Source organism: Hungatella sp. (genome assembly GCF_046966825.1).
Genome location: NZ_JBKVCZ010000125.1, coordinates 1 through 18,793, shown reverse-complemented (window position 1 = coordinate 18,793; position 18,793 = coordinate 1). Strand labels below are relative to the sequence as shown.

The following is an 18,793-nucleotide window of genomic DNA, read 5'->3' as shown; positions in this document are numbered from 1 at the left end:
ATGCTATACTTCTATATACAAAACAGACGACAGCCTTTATAAGAAGCTATCGCCGCCGGAAACCGGCTTCTGCCGGCATTCCATCTGCCTGTTCTGTCTGGCATTCTCTGTCCGTTCGGACTTAAGAAATCCACCTTACCGGAATTAATTTCATGATTACCACAAAAACGAATAAAACAAGCAGGGCTATTGTCTGTTTTATTGAAAACTATTATAATGGAGATAGGTTCTTATATAGCTGGAAACGGAGGCTATATGAGCAATACGAATGATGCAGGCGGCTCCAAAGATATACCGGACAACTTTCCGGCGGAAGATCTTGTCTTAAAGAGCGCCATGCAGTTTTTCGGAGATGAACTGCTGTCATACTTAAAAATCACTGCGGAACCGGTGACAGTCGGCCAAACGGAATTTGTCCATCTGGAAGCGAAGCAGCTATATGAAGACTTTAACTTCATTAAGCCTGACCAGAGCTGGATTCATCTGGAGTTTGAACGACGTATCAAGGAGGAGGATCTGCGCCGCTTCCGCAGTTATGAAGCAGTCACCGCGTATATCTGTCACGTCGATATCACGACTTACGTGATCTGTTCATCAACCGTAAAGGAAATCTTGTCAGAATTAAAGACCGGACACAACACCTACCGGATCATCCCGATTCGTCTGAAAGACAAAGACGCGGATGAATTACTTGCCAAGCTGTTTGAAAAGCAGAAAAGCGGAGAAAAGCTGGAACGTTCTGATCTTGTCCCCCTGCTGCTCACCACACTGATGTCTGGTACCACGAATCAAAAAGACCGGATTATTCTGGCAAATCAGCTGATCACTAAATCCGGTGCTCTATCAGAGACAGATTTAAAAAAGATGCAGGCAGTCCTGTATACACTTGCAAACAAGTTTCTGTCAAAAGACGATTTAAACCAGGTAAAGGAGGTGCTATTCATGACACCATTAGGTCAAATGCTGGTGAAAGATGGATTTGAAAAGGGCATAGAAAGAGGCGCCGGCGCTCTGATTTCCATTTGCCGGGAAACAGGATTTTCCTATGATGATACCCGTAAAAAGCTGATTGAAAAGCTGGAACTGGATTCCCCTGCCGCAGTCAGATATATGGAAGAGTTCTGGGGGCGGACCTCTGTCTGATTCCTTAAAAGGCCGCCTTGATATCACGACTGCATAAAATAATCTCACCGAAAAAAACAGCGGCAGAAAGAGCCACTAAGGCTCTCTCTGCCGCCCAGACTGTAGACAACTAGCCTCCTAATAGGAGGCGGTTGTCTTTTTTCTTTCACTCAGGATTTCGATGTAGTATAATAGTACTATACGAAAGTGAGGTTTTTTCTTATGATGGGGAAAAAAGATTATTCAGAACGTTCTCAGGTACAGATTGCAAGCCTGGATGACCTCGTCCCTTCCGGTCATCTGGTTCGAAAGCTGGAGGAAGCCATTGATTTAAGCTTTATTTATGACGAGGTTAAAGATCTCTACAAACCTTATGGCAGGGAAAGCATTGATCCCGTTGTATTAATGAAAATCGTGATCCTCCAATACGTGTTTGGCATCCCTTCCATGCGCAAAACAATCAAAGAGATTGAAGTGAATCTTGCTTACCGCTGGTATCTGGGATACGGCCTGTATGAGGATATCCCTCATTTCTCTACCTTTGGGAAGAACTATACCAGACGCTTTAAGGATACGGATCTTTTTCAAAAGATATTCTCCCGGATTCTAATGGAGGTGGATGCCTGTGGTTTCCTGGATACGGAAAGTCTTTTTATTGATGGTACCCACATCAAAGCCAGTGCAAACCCTCATAAATATCAGAATGAAACCATGGAAAAAGAAGCCCGATGTTACGAAAAGGAGCTGCAGGAGGAAATAGAGAAGGACAGGCTGGAACACGGGAAAAAGCCATTGAAAGAAAAAGAGTCCACGCCAGAGACCATAAACAAAAAGGTCAGCACTACCGATCCCGACAGTGGCTGGTTCCACAAAGGGGAACACAAGCAGGTGTTTGCTTATGCAGCCAATACCTGCTGTGATAAAAATAATTATGTCATAGATTTTGAAGTGACAGCAGGGAATGTCCACGACAGCGTATCCTTTTGGGAACTGTACCGGAAAGTAAGCGAACGGGTAAAATATCCTAAATACTATGTAATGGATGCAGGCTATAAGATACCAGCAATCGCAAGAACGCTAATCGAGGAAGGAAAGGTTCCGGTTATGCCCTATAAACGTCCAATGACAAAGAAAGGGTATTTTCGAAAAAGCGATTATGTATATGATGAATACTTTGACTGTTATTTATGCCCGAATAATCAGATCCTAAAATACAGCACAACAAACCGTGATGGATACCGAGAATACAAAAGCGATGGAAAAAAGTGTAAGGATTGTCCGTACCAAAACCAATGTACAGGAAGCAAAGACCATGTAAAGGTGGTAAGCCGCCATGTATGGGAGGGGTACATGGAAAAGGTGGAGGAAATCCGTCATCAGACAGGGATGAAAGAAATCTATCAGAAACGGAAAGAAACCATCGAACGAGTCTTTGCAGACGGAAAAGAAAAACATGGAATGAGATATACACAGTACAGAGGATTGGCAAAAGTGACAATGGAGCTGACCCTTTTATTTGCATGTATGAATCTAAAGAAACTGGCAATCTGGAAATGGAGAAAGGGCGGGCTAAGGAAACCCTGTTCTTTTGTCTGTATATTCGAACCAATATATCTCTATATAAAATTCAAAATGGTTCCGGGTGCATCGCACCAGGAACCATTTTGTCTACAGTCTGAGCGGCAGAAAGAGCCACTAAGGCTCTCTCTGCCGCCAAAAGTCATACGCTTTTGCATAGATCCGGACACTTCTCTGACCTATATCCGATACTTCTCATACTCCAACTCACAGGGATTTCCCTTGCAGAACAGGATCTCGCCCTTTGTCAAATTAATAATCATGGAGAATACGGTTCCCATCCGCAGTCCCTTTTCCAGCTTCTCATCGTCGTGACGACAGATACTGGAAGGATACTCCACGTGGTCCGTTAAAACGGCCTTAATATCTTCCTCCGAAATTTCGCTTCCTTTCTTTCGAAGCAGTTTATCCGCTCTTCCCAGCCGGACAAAGGAATCCGTAAACTTACGTTTCCCCATATCCTTTCTCGGCAGAATTGGGAGCCTGCTGCTGATAAAATGATTGGTGTGGACGATGATTCCATCCTTCGGATAGAGCACGTCAAACTCTTCATTTTCAATCTCAATATCCACACATTCCCCGTTCTTATGGCCGATCATGAAGTTGGCGCAGCAGCCCAGCTGAAATCTGGTAGCTGCCTTGACTGCCTCGGCCAGCGTCTCACAGTCCAGAATCCCTCTCATAGCCATGTGGAGCGGAAGCCCCTTCGGCGCCTGATCTGTGGACAGCGCATTTAAGTACAGACCTACACCAGCGCTGTTAAATCCCGTCTTTCCGATAATTCCCGCCTCAGTTACCATAAAGATGGTGGGCCTGCCGTTTTTCTGTGTGATCTTCATCATAATCATGGACTCTCTCTGGCTGGTCTTCCAATCCCAGTTGTGAGCCAGGAACGCATCTCCGCCCGCTCCGGCATCGCTGCTGATTCCGATGGAGGTACAGCCGCCGTCGGCCTTGTCGAGTTCATTTCCCACAAATACAAGCTCACTTCTGCAGTTTAAAGCCAGAATATCTTCAAAATCCAGTCCGGCCCCTTCTGCAACTCCGCGAATTTCTTCCAGATAATCCGGATTGTAGTCCCGGATTACCTCGACAAATCTGGTAGACAGCTTCTTTGCCCTGGACCACTCCAGATTCGAGTAATCCATAAACATTTCCTTATAACACTGGATGCTGTTTAAAATCTTATCCTTAAAAAGCTCTCCATGCTGAAATCCAATCTCAAACGGTGTACCCTCAATTTCTACATATGGAAAATTCCCCATTCCATTCTTCCTCCTGCTTTCCTCTATTTTTCACGTTTACAGAATGTTTCCGAGAACCTGTGCGATTCCTCCGGAGACCAGGAACGTACCAAAGATAACCAGCAGGGATACCACGATCCCCTTCCAGCCGATCTTTAAGAAATCACGCCAGTCTCTGCCCACGATAACGCCCGCATAAGCCAGAATCGGTGTAACGGTAGCCATCAGTGACACCTTGCCCGCCCAATAAACCACAAATCCGGAAATCGGAGAAAACGGCATTGCCACGATCATTCCGATTAAAGCGATATAGGCTACCGCCGGTAAATTACCAGGAACGAAATGTTTCACAGTCAGGCCTGCCAGACTGATCAGGCCGAATATCAGCATGCCCGGAAGAGACTCTATGAATCCTCCGTCATAGCCCACAATATTACAAACGGTTGCAAGTATGGCAACCACAAGAAATGTCATTACCCAATCCATAAACATCCCAGAAAATCTTTCCTTCTCCATACGAAACTCCTCCTTATTTTCCCTCTACTGTTCTATTATTTTGGTGCGGCCCTTCACGCCTGTCACACATTATGCCCTGGCCCAATCCGATGGGCGGCCTATTTTCCCTTTTTCATCGCCTTATAGATCACATTGCCCAACGGTACTGTGATAAATAATCCCAGATAAACAGAGATTGAGGAAGATATAACGTTGCTGATGCTTGCAAATGCGGTCAGTGTATCCGGATTCGCAGAAGGCGTAGCTTCCATAATTCCTGCCAGGCCGGCTGTCATCATCGATGCGCTGCCGGCGCCGACAGCCATGGCAGTCGCTTCCGGGGTGAAGATTCCCAGGCTCACAAAGAGCGGCGGGATGATACTCATGAAGATGGTTCCGAAAATAGTTCCAACGATATAACAGGTCATAACGCCCTTAAACTCGGCCGAGTCCGCCCCAAACATATCGGAAATCAGCGCCACATTTGGTTCACGGCTCATCGCGTGGGTCATACCAACGGCCTCTCTTCCCATGCCAAGAAGGAGAGCAATCGGAAGCGCAACCAGAAGTGTGCCGATATTTCCCAGATTCTGCAGAATCAGAACCGGACCTGCACTGATTACCTGTTCAATGGAGCCGCCGCTGGTGATTCCCAGCTTTGCCATCAAAAAGGCAACACTTAAGGTCAGCATGGCAGAACCCGTGGCCGCCTGTTTTTCTTTTACGAATTTGATAGGTTTGATCAGATATACGACTAATACGAAAATCATGGAATACAGTAACGGAAGCAGCGTAATGGTAACGCCTCCCAGCGGTATCCGTATAGGACCGACGAGTTCGGCCAAAACGCAGCACAACAGAATAACCAGATGAAACTTGTAATCTCCCCATATTTTATCAGCAAACATATGAAACCTCCCAGACATTATTTTTATTTTTCTTTACACCTCTCATGATCTGTCAGAACGCCCACCGCACTGTACAGACTCCTTTGTTTCTTCCCCTTCAAGCACTTTCCATTTTATAGAATCCTGCGCGATCTGTAAAATAACATTTAATTATTTCATCATAACTGAAAATGACAGGAGAGAGCCGAAATACAGCTCTTTCCTGTCCATTTTCTTTGTCTTTCCTATATAGTACAGCGTTACATAAGTTCCGGTGAATTCTGCAATGCTGTACTATTTTTATCCTCATTCCTTCACACACTTCAGTCCGTATTTCCGGCAGTGTTCCTGGGTAAACCGGATAAAACAGTTGATGTCCTGGTATACCTTCCCGTTCTTCAGCCACACCATCTCAATGTCGGTCTCCATAGGCGGGTCCAGCGGGATTCCGGTTATATCCTCTTCATTTTCGACGATCTCCCGGAACAGAAAACCAGCCGCCATCCCGTTCCGGATCAGCTGAAGCTGCGTATAGAGCTGCTGCGTCGTCCACATGACACGGGGTGTACAGCCATTTTCATGGAAACGCTCCAGCACCTTTTCCCTTACATGGAAGCTGCTCTTAAACATCACCACCGGTTCCAGCGCCGCATGTGCTATGGATACGCACGGCTCACCAGCCAGCTGGTGATTCCGGTTCACGCAGAACAGGAGCTCGCTCCTCTGAAGCTTGCAGAACCCCAGGTTCGTAAAGTCCGTGTTCATGCCGCTGACAATGATTACATCCACCTTATCCTCCTGAAGCATCCTTCTTAAGGTAAGGGAAGCCTCATCATACAGCTCCAGCTCGATCTCCGGATGGGCAGAGTGGAAGTCCTGGATCAGCCGGAACGCCATCACACTGATCATCGGCGGAAGCCCGATTCTGATCAGATTTTTCTGCGTTCCCAAGTGGTACATTTTCTGCGTCAGAGCATTGGCCCTGCTCAGCAGCTCTTCCACCTCCAGGAGAAAATAGGCGCCTTCCTTCGTCAGAATCAGCCTCTTGTCCACTCTCTTAAACAGCTTGACATGAAACTCTTCCTCCAGTTCCTTAATCGCATTGGAGACGGCTGGCTGGGATATATGAAGCGTCTCCGCCGCTTTTGTGATTCCATTCTGTGTGCATACCTCTCTGAAATACTGAAGCTGATGTAATTTCATACCAATCTCCCTCTCCAAACTTCCTGCCTTATATCATTCTATGTCCATTCATATTATTTATTAATAGTAAGACCTGACAGGCTTCATTTCAAGTATTGTTTAATTTTTATCAAATTTTCGTCGATTTTTCAAAACTTTTAGTTATTATCCCATCATTAATTATTATTTTACAATACCTGCTTTTCTCCCTTATGATAGAGATATGAAAAATCTCTCTGCCCTTCCCCTTAAGCAGACAACACACTGGAGGGTGAGAAAATGAATTATGCACAGGAATCATTAGAACTGCACCGGAAGCTGAAAGGGAAACTGGACATCGTTTCCAGGCTTCCTATTACAAACAAAACAGATTTATCGCTGGCCTATACGCCGGGAGTCGCCCAGCCCTGCGTGGAGATCCACCGTAATCCTGAGGAGAGTTATGAACTCACCGGCCGCGGAAACTTAGTAGCTGTCGTCACAGACGGAACCGCGGTACTTGGCCTCGGTGATATCGGCCCAGAAGCCGCCATGCCTGTCATGGAGGGTAAATGCATCCTGTTCCGGGAATTTGCCGGAGTCAATGCATTTCCCATCTGTCTGGCTACAAAGGACGTGGATGAGATCATCCGGACCGTGGAATGCATGGCCCCCACCTTTGGCGGCATCAATCTGGAGGACATTTCCGCCCCCAGGTGTTTCGAAATTGAACGAAGACTGAAAGAGCGGCTGTCCATCCCTGTCTTCCACGACGATCAGCATGGGACGGCCATCGTCGTGCTGGCAGGTCTCATCAACGCATTAAAGCTGGCCGGAAAGAAGAAAGAGACTGCTCGGGTCGTGATCAGCGGCGCAGGGTCTGCCGGAATCTCCATCTGCCGCCTCCTCATGTCTCACGGCTTCCGTGACATCGTGATGACGGACAAATGCGGGGCGCTGGCCCCCGGAGAGTCCTTTATGAATCCGGCCCAGCAGGAGATGGCCACTGTCACCAATCCGCGCCAGGAACGCGGTCCGCTGGAGACAATTATCAAAGACAAAGATATCTTCGTCGGAGTATCGGCCCCCGGAATTGCAACATCGGCCATGATCTCCACGATGGCACCGAATTCCATCGTATTTGCCATGGCTAACCCGGTTCCCGAAATTATGCCGGACGAGGCGAAAGCCGGCGGCGCCCGTGTCGTTGCCACCGGACGCTCCGATTTCCCGAATCAGATCAACAACCTTTTAGCCTTCCCGGGAATCTTCCGCGGAGCGCTGGACGTCAGGGCTTCCGATATCAACGAGGATATGAAAATGGCTGCCGCAGTGGCTATCGCCGGTCTGGTAACCGATGAAGAGCTGTCTGAGGACTGTATTATTCCGAATCCACTGGATAAAAGAGTCAGCGCTGCCGTCGCCAGAGCCGTAGGAGAAGCGGCGGTCCGCAGCAAAGTCGCGCACAAAGTGAGGAACTGATTGTATGAAACTGGAAATAGGCTTCGGCACCACCCCACAGATTGTGGAGCTGCCTGATAAAAACATAGACGGGATTCTCTATCCCAATGAAGTAACCGTCGCCACCACCGGGGCGGAGGAAGTGAATCGTTCACTCTCCCATCCGATCGGAACACGTTCCCTGGAGGAGATTGTAAAAGGAAAGGAAAGAATTGTCATTGTAACAAGCGATATCACACGCCCCATGCCCTCTCACGTCGTTCTCCCACAGCTGTTGGAACGCATGTATGCGGCCGGGGTTAAACCAGAATCGATAACCATCGTATTTGCCCTCGGCAGCCACCGGACACAGACGGAGGAAGAAAAACTCCATTTCGTCGGGGAATCCGTCTACCGCCAGGTACGCTGTGTCGATTCCTCGGAATTTGATTTCGTTCACATGGGCACCACGCCCGGCGGCACCCCCGTAGACATCTGCCGTCCTGTGGCAGAGGCGGACTGCCGTATCTGTCTGGGCAACATCGAATACCACTATTTCGCCGGATATTCCGGCGGAGCAAAAGCTATCATGCCGGGAGTCTCCACAAGGGCGGCGATCCAGGCCAACCACTCCCGCATGGTCAGACCCGATGCGTGCGCCGGCAAGCTGGAAGGCAATTCCCTCCGTAAGGACTTGGAGGACGCTCTTGTCTGTTGTCCGGTTGACTTTATTGTCAATGTGGTTCTGGATGAGACCAAGCAGATCGTCTACTCCGTCTGCGGAGATATCATTACGGCCCACAGGGCTGGCTGCCGTTTTCTGGACCGTTTTTACCGGAAAGAGATCAGCCGCAAGGCAGACATCGTCCTGGTATCCCAGGGCGGCGCTCCAAAGGATCTGAATCTCTACCAGACCCAGAAAGCCCTGGAAAATGGTAAATACGCGGTTAAAGAGAACGGAATCATCATCCTGGTCGGCTCCTGCCGGGAGGGCATGGGCGAACGGGTCTTTGAGGAATGGATGCTCGGAGCGGACCGGCCTTCCGACTTAATTAAGCGCATCGAGACCGATTTCCAGCTGGGCGGCCATAAGGCCGCGGCGATCGCCATGGTTCTGGAACATGCGAAGGTATTTCTCGTCTCTCACATGGAGGAAGAATTTGTCAGAAATATATTTATGACGCCGTTCTCATCCGTTCAGGAGGCTGTCGATCAGGCCTTTAAGGAATTAGGGGCGGAGGCTTCCGTACTCGTTATGCCGTTTGGAGGATCTACGCTTCCGGTGGTTGGGGATACGTAAGTATTTACTGCTGGTCACCTTTGCCGTAACAATTATATAAATGCACAAAAACGCATAAACATCGTAGTTATGCGTTTTTGTGTTCAGAGCCGAATGCCCTCTATAAATAGTTCTTTATATCGCACTGCTCAACCACTCGCTTTCCCAGCAGTGTGATTGCCTGCACCGGACACTGGTTGATACAGCGGTAACACATCGTACACCGCTTTCCCGGCACAGCCGTTTTATCCTTTACCTGAATATTTTCCATAGGGCACAGGTTGGCACACATTCCGCAGCCAATACACCGACCTGCGTCTATCTTCAGCTTATCAGTATATTCCTTTGTCTTATAAAAGAAATACAGCCTCTGCCCAAACAATCCAGCCAGATACCAGAGAACCCCAAGGCCTTCCCGGGGCGGTTCCCCGCATTTTAAAGCGGCAGCGGCCTTCTTTATTTTGCTGCCGGCATTCACTACCAGCTCCCTGTTTTTCTCCAATAGCCTTTTTAAAGCTCTCTCATCGCCAATGCTGTCAGGCATCTTCACATGCAGACCGCCTGTAATAACGGCGCCGTATCTCTTCAGCAGCCTGGCCATAATTCCTGCCCCATCCCCGCTGAACAGCCCCATAGTGGCAATAATAAAGACTTTTTTTCCCTTCCAGATCTCATGATTGGAAATCACATAATCCTTCAAAATCTTAGGTATGCTGCTGAATTGTACCGGGTAGCCCAGAACAATCTCATCCTGACGCCCTATTTCCAGCGCCGCATTTTCATTCTCGATGGAAAATGCCTCAGCCTGCGGTTCATATTCCTCCAAAAATTTTTCCACACAGTATCTCGAGTTACCCGTTCCGCTAAAATAGATCCCAACCATCCTTTTTCTCCTGATCCCGATCGTTCAACCGTTTCTATACGTTTCCAGCATATCACAAACCCACGCCCCTATCCAGAAGGGATTAAAAAGCGTAGTGCCTGACCACAATATAGTTTGATTTTCCACTCGAATCCGCAATATCTGATAACATAAAATCTTTCATACATGCTACAATGTGACCGTGATAAAAAAGTGCATACACAACGGGCCGGCATTTACGGTTTGCTCGTCGGTCCGTTGGTATAAGTCACCGTATTCATTGTTTTTCGATACTTCAAGGGAGACATGGTCATATACGTTTTGAACACCTTCTCAAAATACGTGATACTCTCGTATCCAAGCTTACGGGCAATCTGCTGCACGCTCAAATCCGTCTCCTCCAGCAGCCTCTTCGCCTCCCTGATGCGGTGAATATTCAAATACTCACTAATGCCGTAACCCGTAATTTCCTTAAAGGTGCGGCTCAAATAATATTTGCTGATATAAAACTGGTCGGCCAGCAGATCCAGCGTTATCGTTTCATCAAAGTGCTCCGAGATATAGTCGGCCACCGCGTAGATATTCTGGTATTTGGAAGGCGCGCTCACATCCGTATGTTCAATGGCCGGAGTATGATTTTCACGCATAAAACGAATAAAGTACTGGATAATTTCCGTCTCGATCATGGCCCTGTAATTTCGTTTTCTGCTGTCAAATTCATCCTGAAGCCTGGTATAGAGGTCGATAAACTCCCTCTGCTGCCTTTCGTTCAGCGGAAATACCCCATAGTGCTGGTGAAAAAACTTAACCAGGTTCAGATTCGGGAACAGCCGGTCAAATTCTTTCATTTTATCCCGCTCCACATAGAGGATAATGCGGTCATGGCCGATTTCCCGTTCGCTGTTCGCCGTGGTCATATGAATCGAGTTTTCATCCACCAGAATCAGCGATCCGCCTTTTACCAGATAAGAACGGTTGTCAAAGAAGAAACGCCGCTCCCCTTCCAGCAGATAGAAGATCTCATACTGGTTGTGGAAATGCTTTCCATGCATATTAAAATGACCCTTGCGTATCATTCGTTCCAGTTCGATGCCTTCGGTCCTGGCGTAATAGATGACGGCTTCCATGCCTCGTCCCTCCTGTCTGCAGCATTTGGAACCATTATATAATAAAACCCATTAATTTTCTATAAGAAAGGAGTCTCCTACTCATGCAGGAACTGAAAAAAGAAGAAATCACCCAAAAGCTTGACCTGGTCGTAAATAAGCTCTTAACGCTCGGCGGCCCTGAAAATGAAACAGAACTGGAGAACGGGGGTGAAAGCATCGGCTTCTTCCGCCGTGATTTCGGAATTAGCGAATGGGACTGGCCGCAGGGAGTCGGCCTATACGGTCTCTACAAGATCATGATGGTTGAAAAAAAGGAGGAATACCGCGAATTCTTATGCAGCTGGTTTAAAAGCAACATGGCCGAGGGGCTTCCGTCCCGCAACATTAACACTACCACTCCGCTGCTGACGCTGGTACAGCTAAACGAAATCTGCCCCGATCCGGAATTCGAGTCTCTCTGTTTAAGCTGGGCCGACTGGCTGATGCGCTGCCTCCCCCGCACGGAGGAAGGCGGCTTCCAGCACGTGACCAGCGCCAACGGCGACCGCCTGGGCGTCCGTTTAAATGAAAATGAAATGTGGATCGACACCCTGTTCATGACCGTTCTCTTCTTAAACCGAATGGGCCAGAAATACAACCGCCAGGACTGGATCAGCGAGTCCATCCACCAGGTACTCTTACATATCAAATACTTATACGACAAGAAAACCGGTCTTTTCTACCACGGCTGGACGTTCAACACGCGCGATAATTTCGGAGGCGTCTTCTGGTGCCGCGGCAACAGCTGGTTTACCGCGGGGATTCTGGAGTATCTGGAGATGTTTAAGGGCAGCCTGGATGCGGGTGTCCGGGAATTTATTGTAAACACTTATAAAAGCCAGGTCCGTACGTTAAAGAAGCTGCAGAGCCAGTCAGGATTGTGGCATACCGTACTCGATGATCCGGCCAGCTACGAGGAGGTCTCCGGCTCCGCCGCCATCACCGCGGGGATCTTAAAGGGAATCAAGCTCGGTATCCTCGATGATTCCTATCTGGACTGTGCCTGGAAGGGCGTCCGGGCCGTCATGAATAATATCGATGAGGAAGGCACCGTGCTGAACGTGTCAGGCGGCACCGGGATGGGGGCTGACAGGGAACATTACAAAAAAATATTGATTGCGCCGATGGCCTATGGACAGTCACTTACGATTTTGGCTTTGATTCAGGCGTTAGATAATTTAAAATGATATTTTGTAATATCCCCGGCAACTGGTTTCCAATCATTTCAAGTTGACTGTGCCGGTATACAGCCTGCTGTGGAGCCTGACCGTGGGTTATGCGTCAACCACGAACCGGATAGATTCTTTGGAGTCGTACGAAAACGCTTAAATTAGGGCCTTGCTTTAGCGGGGTCCTATATTTTTCTACAGGATATTTTACGTGAACAGGCAATCATATGGACAAATCAGCAAAGGTATACAATATAAAAATTTAGTAACCTTCCCGGACAATTCTGAAAAAAGAACGACTGCATATCAAAACACAAACATCCACAGTTTTATATAATCGTCTCACCCTTTCCTAAAATAAATCAAATAACGAAGCTTTTATTTCACATTCCCCATCGCCCTCTTATACTCACTCGGCGTGCATCCGCAGCAGGAACGGAAGACCTGGCTGAAGTAGTGAGGATTTTCACCGAAGCCGGTAGCTTCGCACAGCTCGTAGACCTTGATGTCGGGCCTTTCTGCGATCAGTTTTTTAGCGCGGTCCATGCGTAAGTCCATGACGTACCGTGTAAATGCAATTCCGGTTTCTTTCTTGAAGAGCTTGCCGAAATAGTCCGGGTGGATGAAGAGAACCGTTCCGGCTACTGCGGCGATGGAGAGTCCCTCGTCGCTTAAATGATCGTGTACATACAGCATGGCCTTCTGCACGGTACTGCTGAAGCTGGCCTGGTTCTTCTCTGACCTGTCAGTCTCCCACTGCGTTAAAAGCTGGCGAAGCATGGCCGCCAGACCGTTAAAGTCGGTGCGGGCACTCGTCATTAAGAGCCTGACAATTCCGGTTTCCCGAACGTGTTCATTCGTGTATTTGGCCAGAAGAAGATAGAGTCTGGCACAGTATGTCCTTGTTTCTTCCGGAGACTTGTTTAAGCGCCTCAGGTCGTATATCACATCTTCCATCTCTGTCAGAGCCAGCTCCGCATTTCCGTCCTTTACGGCTTTTTCCAGCGCGTCAAAGCAGGGCTCCCCTTCTGCGGATTTCGTTTCTTCTTCGGATAAGATACAGAACTTGTCGTAATAGAAACGGTATGAGGAAACTCTGGTCAGGAGGCTGTAGCGTTCTGCGAGACAATCCCCGGAGGTAACCGGAATCCAGGATACAGAAAACGGGTATTCGTTTTTTTCACTCCATTCCCGGATTCCCGACAGGAGACGGCCAAAATCAATTGTTTCCTGATTTACCGCAAATACAACGTGGCCCATAAACAGCGTGACGACTGCCCTGCTGTCCCGGCGAGGTCCCAGGACGATCTGTTTTATGTTTTCCAGGAGTATATTGAGACCTCCCAGATTTTCTTCCTCCCTCTCGCAGGGAATACACTCCGCCAAGATATAACCGGAACCCAGAAGCCGGTCAAGACGGCCATTTTCCGGCCCCCCCAGCAAGCCATTTTCCAGCTGCTGGGCATTGGCATCCCGGATCGTCTGTTTTACAGTCCCGCGCAGCATCTCTTCCTGCTGCCGGGCTTCCTTTTTTTCTTCTATCTCATGAAAAATCCTGGTGATTGTATCGCTTAAATCCAACTGGGAAATGGGCTTTAACAGATAATCAGAAACACCGTAATGGATAGCCTCCTTCGCATAGGCGAAAGAATCATAACCGGACAGAACCACGGTCGGTATGTCCGGGTACACTTTTCTCATCTGAGAGATAAATTCCAGGCCGTCCATTTCCGGCATGCGGATGTCTGTAATGATCAGGTCAAACCGGTACTGCTCCATTAATTCCAGAGCCTGCAGGCCCGTCATAGCAGGCACAGGCTCAATATCCAGAGAAAGCCAGATCGGCAGTCTCATAATTCCATTTACTATGATGCGTTCATCGTCTACAATCAGTGCCCGGTATTTCAACTGCCTTCACCTCCTGGCTGGCAGATACACAGCGTAATCCATGTTCCCTGCCCTTTTTTTGAATAAATCTTTAACCCGCTGCCGGTTCCTCCCAGCATCTGAATCCGATCCTCGATATTTAACAGGCCGATTCCCGTATTGTCAGGCACCCGCCGCTCTCTGATCTGTGCCAGGATCTGTTCCGGAATTCCCGGCCCGTTATCCCAAATGCAGAGAATCAGACGGTTTCCCTTCCTTCTGGCCCTGATTTCGATCAAACACGGCTTCATGGTAACCTCAGCCGCGTATTTCACCGAATTTTCCAGAATCGGCTGAAGAGAGAGTTTGGGAATCTTCATATCCATACACTCCTCCGGAATGGTAAACGCCACTTCCAGCCGTTCCTCCAGCCGTATTTTCTGAATCGTTACATAGCACGATAAAAGTGTCAGTTCTTCCCTCAGCGGGATCAGGTACTGCTGCTGTTTCGTCGCTTCACGGAAGAGAGTCGCCAGAGACTGAACCATACTGGATATCTCAGGCCGCCCGCTGTCCATGGCCAGCCAGTTAATAGCATCCAGCGTATTATAAAGAAAATGGGGATTGATCTGCGCCTGGAGGACCTTGATCTGGTACTCCTTCTCCTTGATTGTCCTTAAGTAATTGTCTTCCACCAGCCGGCCGATTTCTCCCGTCATAAGGTTGAAGTTAGCCGCCAGTTCCTCGAATTCCATAATATCCGTATCCAAAAGGTCTCTGTCAATCTGTACCGAAAAATCCCCTTCCTCCACCGCTTTCATTTTCTTGCTCAAAAATGCGATAGGAGCCGTTATGTGATGAACCACACGGGCCGTCGCCAAAAATGACGCAATTAATATGAATAAAATAGCCGCTGTAAAGAATATCATCAGCGTGTTCGTCGATGTCATCATCTCTTTGTATCTCTCATACCCCAGATACGTAATCCCGGGAAATTCAGACTCCCCCTCGGTCCTGAAATACCGTCCGGAGCCTCCATTTTTTTCTTTTCTCACAGAATCCAGCAGCTCCGGGCTGTCAAAGATTCGCTTGTCTCCCGCGTAAATGAGATTTTCATGGTAAAAAATTACGATATTGCCCTTCGCAAGGCTTCCCTGCCTGCTCTCCGCCATCATCTTATCCAGATTCACACGGATCAGTATCATGCCCAGCGGGCGGTGTCCCCCAAACGGCGTGTCATAGAGTTCCCGGCCATAGAGCAGTTCCTGGCCATTCCCCCGTTCCAGCCACACCGGCTCCGTTCTGGAAGAGCGTTCCTCCATGAGAAGCCTGATTTTCTCCTGCTCCTCCTCTGTCAGGTTGTAGTCCAGGCTTCCCGTCGCATACTGGCGTCCCTCTAAGTCTGTTACAATAATGGAGACTGCGTCATTTGCCACCAGCGATCCGGTAATCAGACGGTAATACAAATCATCTACCAGTGCGTAGCGGTCCTCCCTCTCCTGGTTTACCGCCCGCAGCGCCTCCTTCACCGTCTTGTCATTCATGATGTTAAAAGCGATGTTTTCGACAAAATGAAGCGTGTTTTCTATATTCGAAAAGGAGGCTTCAAATACATTAGAAGTCTCCGTCTCCATATCCTGGCGGTAGATGCGCTGTGACAGAATCACGCCGGCCCCCGCGATCAGAAAAAATATAATAATATCAATCCACACGAGCTGCATCATCTTATGATGCAGCCCTCTTTCCTTCTCCTTTATGACTTCCTCCCTCTGACACAGCATCCCATCTGCGCAATCATAACCGAATGAACTGCCGATGATCCGTCAAATAAATCTTTTTTCTCTTCCGGTATCTCTCCCCCGCTTACCACATGAAGAAACAGTTCCAGCTCCTCCCGCAGAGAGACCAGAATATACTCCGGAGGCCGTTCCTCCGGGGATCCGTAGGAGATACCTCCGTCGGTTCGGGCAAACAGCTCGCAGATCGCCCTCGCGCTCTTCTCATCCTCAAACAGCGGAAACTGCGTCTCCCCCGCATCACTGATCACACGGACTTCGGCGCGCTTAAAATCGATCACCGCTCCCGCTTTCGTGCCGTTAATACGGATAAAATGGTTCCCCACCCGGAAACCCGAGCCATACTGAAGCGTTGCGAATGCATTTCCGTTAAAGCTGGCGGTCAGCAGGAGCACATCGTCCTCATCTCCGAACTCCGCCCCGCGGTGCCCTAAGTTTCCTCCCACCGCGTACATCTCCGTAGGCACTCCCATGATCCACTGCATAATATCAATCTCGTGAATATGGTGGAATAGATGGCCTCCGGATTTCTCCTGCATCTTCTTCCAGCTCACTTCCGCCTTTTTCTGCTCCCAGCCGGTACGTTCGATATGCATGGTGAGTATATCGCCGAAAAAGCCCTCCTGAATCATCGCCTTAACTCTGGCAATTCCCTGGTAAAAATGCATGATGTGGCCCACCATCAGCGTAACCTCTGCCTTCCGGCACGCTTCCACCATCTCTGTAGCATCCTCTGCGTTCAGTGCAAACGGCTTCTCACAGAAAATGTGCTTTCCCGCTCCGGCCGCCGCCAGTACATGCTGATGATGCAGATAGTTCGGCGTGGCAATGATCACGGCATCGATATCCGCATTTTCCAGGATCTCATCGACAGAGGAAGCCCGCAGGCAGCCCAGCTCCCGGCTTAACCGCTCCGAACTCTTTCCGGGACTGTAAACCGCTGCCAGCTGGACGTCCTCCCTCTCCTTTATGGCTCTGGCAAATTCCGCCCCGAAATAGCCGCAGCCCAAAACACCTATTCGTATCATCTATTTTATCTCTCCTTAATTTATAATACTACTTCCCGCCCGGTCGTGAGGCTCTCACCTGCGGCCTCCAGAAAACGGACCACCTCTGTCATCTCCTGCCTCGTAACGGGACTCTGTCCGGTATCGAACATCCGGATAATCTGTTCCACCAGACACTCATAATACCCTCTCTTGTCCTGGGATACATCGATAAACACACTGCCGGATTCATGGAATATGGTTCCCCCGAAGTTGCCGTTTCCACATCGGTTTCCCCGGATATTTCCGATTCTCCCATCCTTCCAGACTCCGGTGATGATATCATGCTCACTGGTATGGATGACGGAAACCTTGCTGCATCCCGTCCCCATGGTCCTGTAAAGCATGTCCGCCATGTGGACCCCATACCAGAAATACCCCGGCTGCGTAGCGGTAAACGGCATGGGGCCGAAGAAATCGGCTCCAATCACAGAATGCCACTCACACTGCTTCAGTGCGGCTGTAAGGCCGTCCGCAAAGCGGAGAGAGGAAGTAGATAAAACCGGAACTCCATACTGTTCCGCCAGCTTAAACATCTCTCTGCAGTCCGCCGTATTTAACGCAAACGGCTTATCGACATAGATTGGTTTCCCAAAGCAGACCATCTCCCGAAACTGCTCCAGCCGCCTTCTTGCGTCGACCTGTTCCAGAAAGACCGCGTCTGAATTTTTCATCACCTCTGCGATGGATGAATATAATTTTACTCCCCAATCGCCGGCAACTTCCCTGGTAAAGTTCTCCATCCGGTCCCGACTCATATCAAAATCCTGTGATACAGGGCCCGGATACGCTGCGGTCACCGGATGACCTCCAATATGAAACGGCTCCCTCTCCCCATTCAGGATTCTTGAAAACTGAACCGCATGGGAAGAATCCAGCCCTATGATTCCCAGCTTCATGCTATCTCGCCTCCAGTCTGACCGGCAGTCCCACGGCCATGGACTCCCTGGCCCCGTCCAGTACCTTTACACAGTTTAAGGCTGCGCTTCCGTCCAGCAGGGTCTCACAGCCGGGAGCTGCGTTCCCGGTTCTGACTGCCTCATCAAAACACATCAGTTCCTTATAAAATATGGTGCGCATCCAGGAAGAGGTCTTCATTCCCGGCTTACCAAATCCCTTCCCCGCGTCCGTTCTGTTTTTTCGATACCCGTTCCTGCGTTCCTCATCCTCCGCCTCATTTTCCTGCATGGGATACAGCGTCTCCCCCCGGTCATTTTCCAGGCGGACAAAGGAATTTTTAAAATCCATCAGAATTCCACCCGTCTTTCCCTGAAGCTTTACAAAGTGATCTCCCAGGCGGAATGCGGAACCGATTGTCAGGGATGCAAAACCGCCTCCCGGAAGCTCCATATTCAGAAATATGGCATCCTCCTCATCACCGCAGCCATCTCCGTGATGGACCAGATTCTTCCCTTTTGCATATACCGAAGCCGGAAGACCGGCCAGCTGGCAGATTAAATCCACCTCATGCATGTGGTGGTACAGATGACCTCCGGAGATTTCCTTCATCTGTTTCCAGCCTATGGTTTTCTGAGGGCCCGCCCAGTCCGTATGAACGGCCTCAATCATAAGCAGCTCTCCGATTTCTCCCGCGGCCAGCAGCGCCTTCGCCGTCTGGACGCCCCTGATAAAATTGGTTGTATGCGCGGCAAAAAAATGTACCCCCGCCTTCTCCGCCGCATCAAGCATCTCTTTCGTAT

At 49.1% G+C, this 18,793-nt stretch carries 15 protein-coding genes and 1 pseudogene; 5 read left to right on the top strand and 11 right to left on the bottom strand.

Annotation, left to right across the window (positions count from 1 at the left end; all coding sequences use genetic code 11):
* The first annotated feature begins 255 nt into the window (after positions 1 to 255).
* Positions 256 to 1,143, top strand: a complete 888-nt coding sequence (locus tag ACLTD4_RS26700; protein WP_412331698.1) for a hypothetical protein — start codon at positions 256 to 258, stop codon at positions 1,141 to 1,143.
* Positions 1,144 to 1,344: 201 nt separating this feature from the next.
* A pseudogene (locus tag ACLTD4_RS26695) lies at positions 1,345 to 2,682 on the top strand (IS1182 family transposase); the annotation flags it as partial.
* Between the two features lie 197 nt (positions 2,683 to 2,879).
* On the opposite strand, the gene ACLTD4_RS26690 reads toward ACLTD4_RS26695, so the two are convergent.
* From ACLTD4_RS26690 to ACLTD4_RS26675, 4 genes are all read right to left on the bottom strand, one after another.
* Entirely contained in the window at positions 2,880 to 3,965 is a 1,086-nt protein-coding gene (locus tag ACLTD4_RS26690; protein WP_117622572.1) for a C45 family autoproteolytic acyltransferase/hydolase, read from the bottom strand.
* A 36-nt stretch (positions 3,966 to 4,001) separates the two neighbouring features.
* Positions 4,002 to 4,460 (bottom strand): hypothetical protein, encoded by a 459-nt coding sequence (locus tag ACLTD4_RS26685; protein WP_002602054.1) that lies wholly within the window; start codon positions 4,458 to 4,460, stop codon positions 4,002 to 4,004.
* Positions 4,461 to 4,558: 98 nt separating this feature from the next.
* A complete protein-coding gene (locus ACLTD4_RS26680) occupies positions 4,559 to 5,347 on the bottom strand; it encodes a DUF3100 domain-containing protein (RefSeq protein ID WP_117622571.1) in 789 nt (262 codons plus the stop codon).
* A 285-nt stretch (positions 5,348 to 5,632) separates the two neighbouring features.
* Positions 5,633 to 6,529 carry a LysR family transcriptional regulator gene (locus tag ACLTD4_RS26675; RefSeq protein ID WP_055657950.1) on the bottom strand — a complete coding sequence of 299 codons (897 nt, stop codon included), beginning with the start codon at positions 6,527 to 6,529 and terminating at the stop codon, positions 5,633 to 5,635.
* A 258-nt stretch (positions 6,530 to 6,787) separates the two neighbouring features.
* Between ACLTD4_RS26675 and ACLTD4_RS26670 the strand changes: the two genes are divergently transcribed.
* Together ACLTD4_RS26670 and larA are read left to right on the top strand one after the other, a co-directional pair.
* Positions 6,788 to 7,969 (top strand): NADP-dependent malic enzyme, encoded by a 1,182-nt coding sequence (locus ACLTD4_RS26670; protein ID WP_117622570.1) that lies wholly within the window; start codon positions 6,788 to 6,790, stop codon positions 7,967 to 7,969.
* Positions 7,970 to 7,973: 4 nt separating this feature from the next.
* Entirely contained in the window at positions 7,974 to 9,227 is a 1,254-nt protein-coding gene (larA, locus tag ACLTD4_RS26665; protein ID WP_412331697.1) for a nickel-dependent lactate racemase, read from the top strand.
* Between the two features lie 100 nt (positions 9,228 to 9,327).
* Here the strand turns inward: larA and ACLTD4_RS26660 are convergent, their stop codons facing one another.
* Together ACLTD4_RS26660 and ACLTD4_RS26655 are read right to left on the bottom strand one after the other, a co-directional pair.
* On the bottom strand, positions 9,328 to 10,089 hold the full coding sequence (locus tag ACLTD4_RS26660) for an EFR1 family ferrodoxin (RefSeq protein WP_117622568.1): 762 nt from the start codon (positions 10,087 to 10,089) through the stop codon (positions 9,328 to 9,330).
* 215 nt (positions 10,090 to 10,304) lie between these two features.
* On the bottom strand, positions 10,305 to 11,195 hold the full coding sequence (locus tag ACLTD4_RS26655; RefSeq protein ID WP_055657957.1) for a helix-turn-helix transcriptional regulator: 891 nt from the start codon (positions 11,193 to 11,195) through the stop codon (positions 10,305 to 10,307).
* Positions 11,196 to 11,278: 83 nt separating this feature from the next.
* On the opposite strand from ACLTD4_RS26655, the gene ACLTD4_RS26650 reads away from it, so the two are divergent.
* The gene (locus ACLTD4_RS26650) at positions 11,279 to 12,403 is read left to right on the top strand and encodes a glycoside hydrolase family 105 protein (RefSeq protein WP_117622567.1); all 1,125 of its coding nucleotides are present in this window, start codon (positions 11,279 to 11,281) and stop codon (positions 12,401 to 12,403) included.
* Between the two features lie 360 nt (positions 12,404 to 12,763).
* Here ACLTD4_RS26650 and ACLTD4_RS26645 read toward each other — a convergent pair whose 3' ends face one another.
* The 5 genes from ACLTD4_RS26645 to ACLTD4_RS26625 form a co-directional block, all read right to left on the bottom strand.
* Positions 12,764 to 14,293 carry a response regulator transcription factor gene (locus tag ACLTD4_RS26645; RefSeq protein WP_055657960.1) on the bottom strand — a complete coding sequence of 510 codons (1,530 nt, stop codon included), beginning with the start codon at positions 14,291 to 14,293 and terminating at the stop codon, positions 12,764 to 12,766.
* Positions 14,290 to 15,975, bottom strand: a complete 1,686-nt coding sequence (locus tag ACLTD4_RS26640; protein WP_117622611.1) for a sensor histidine kinase — start codon at positions 15,973 to 15,975, stop codon at positions 14,290 to 14,292. The genes ACLTD4_RS26645 and ACLTD4_RS26640 overlap by 4 nt, the downstream gene beginning before the upstream one ends.
* 29 nt (positions 15,976 to 16,004) lie before the next feature.
* Entirely contained in the window at positions 16,005 to 17,075 is a 1,071-nt protein-coding gene (locus ACLTD4_RS26635; RefSeq protein WP_117622565.1) for a Gfo/Idh/MocA family protein, read from the bottom strand.
* A 20-nt stretch (positions 17,076 to 17,095) separates the two neighbouring features.
* The gene (locus ACLTD4_RS26630; RefSeq protein WP_055657964.1) at positions 17,096 to 17,992 is read right to left on the bottom strand and encodes a Gfo/Idh/MocA family protein; all 897 of its coding nucleotides are present in this window, start codon (positions 17,990 to 17,992) and stop codon (positions 17,096 to 17,098) included.
* 1 nt (position 17,993) lies between these two features.
* Positions 17,994 to 18,793: Gfo/Idh/MocA family protein (locus ACLTD4_RS26625; protein WP_412331696.1), on the bottom strand; the 800-nt coding region annotated here is incomplete at its 5' end.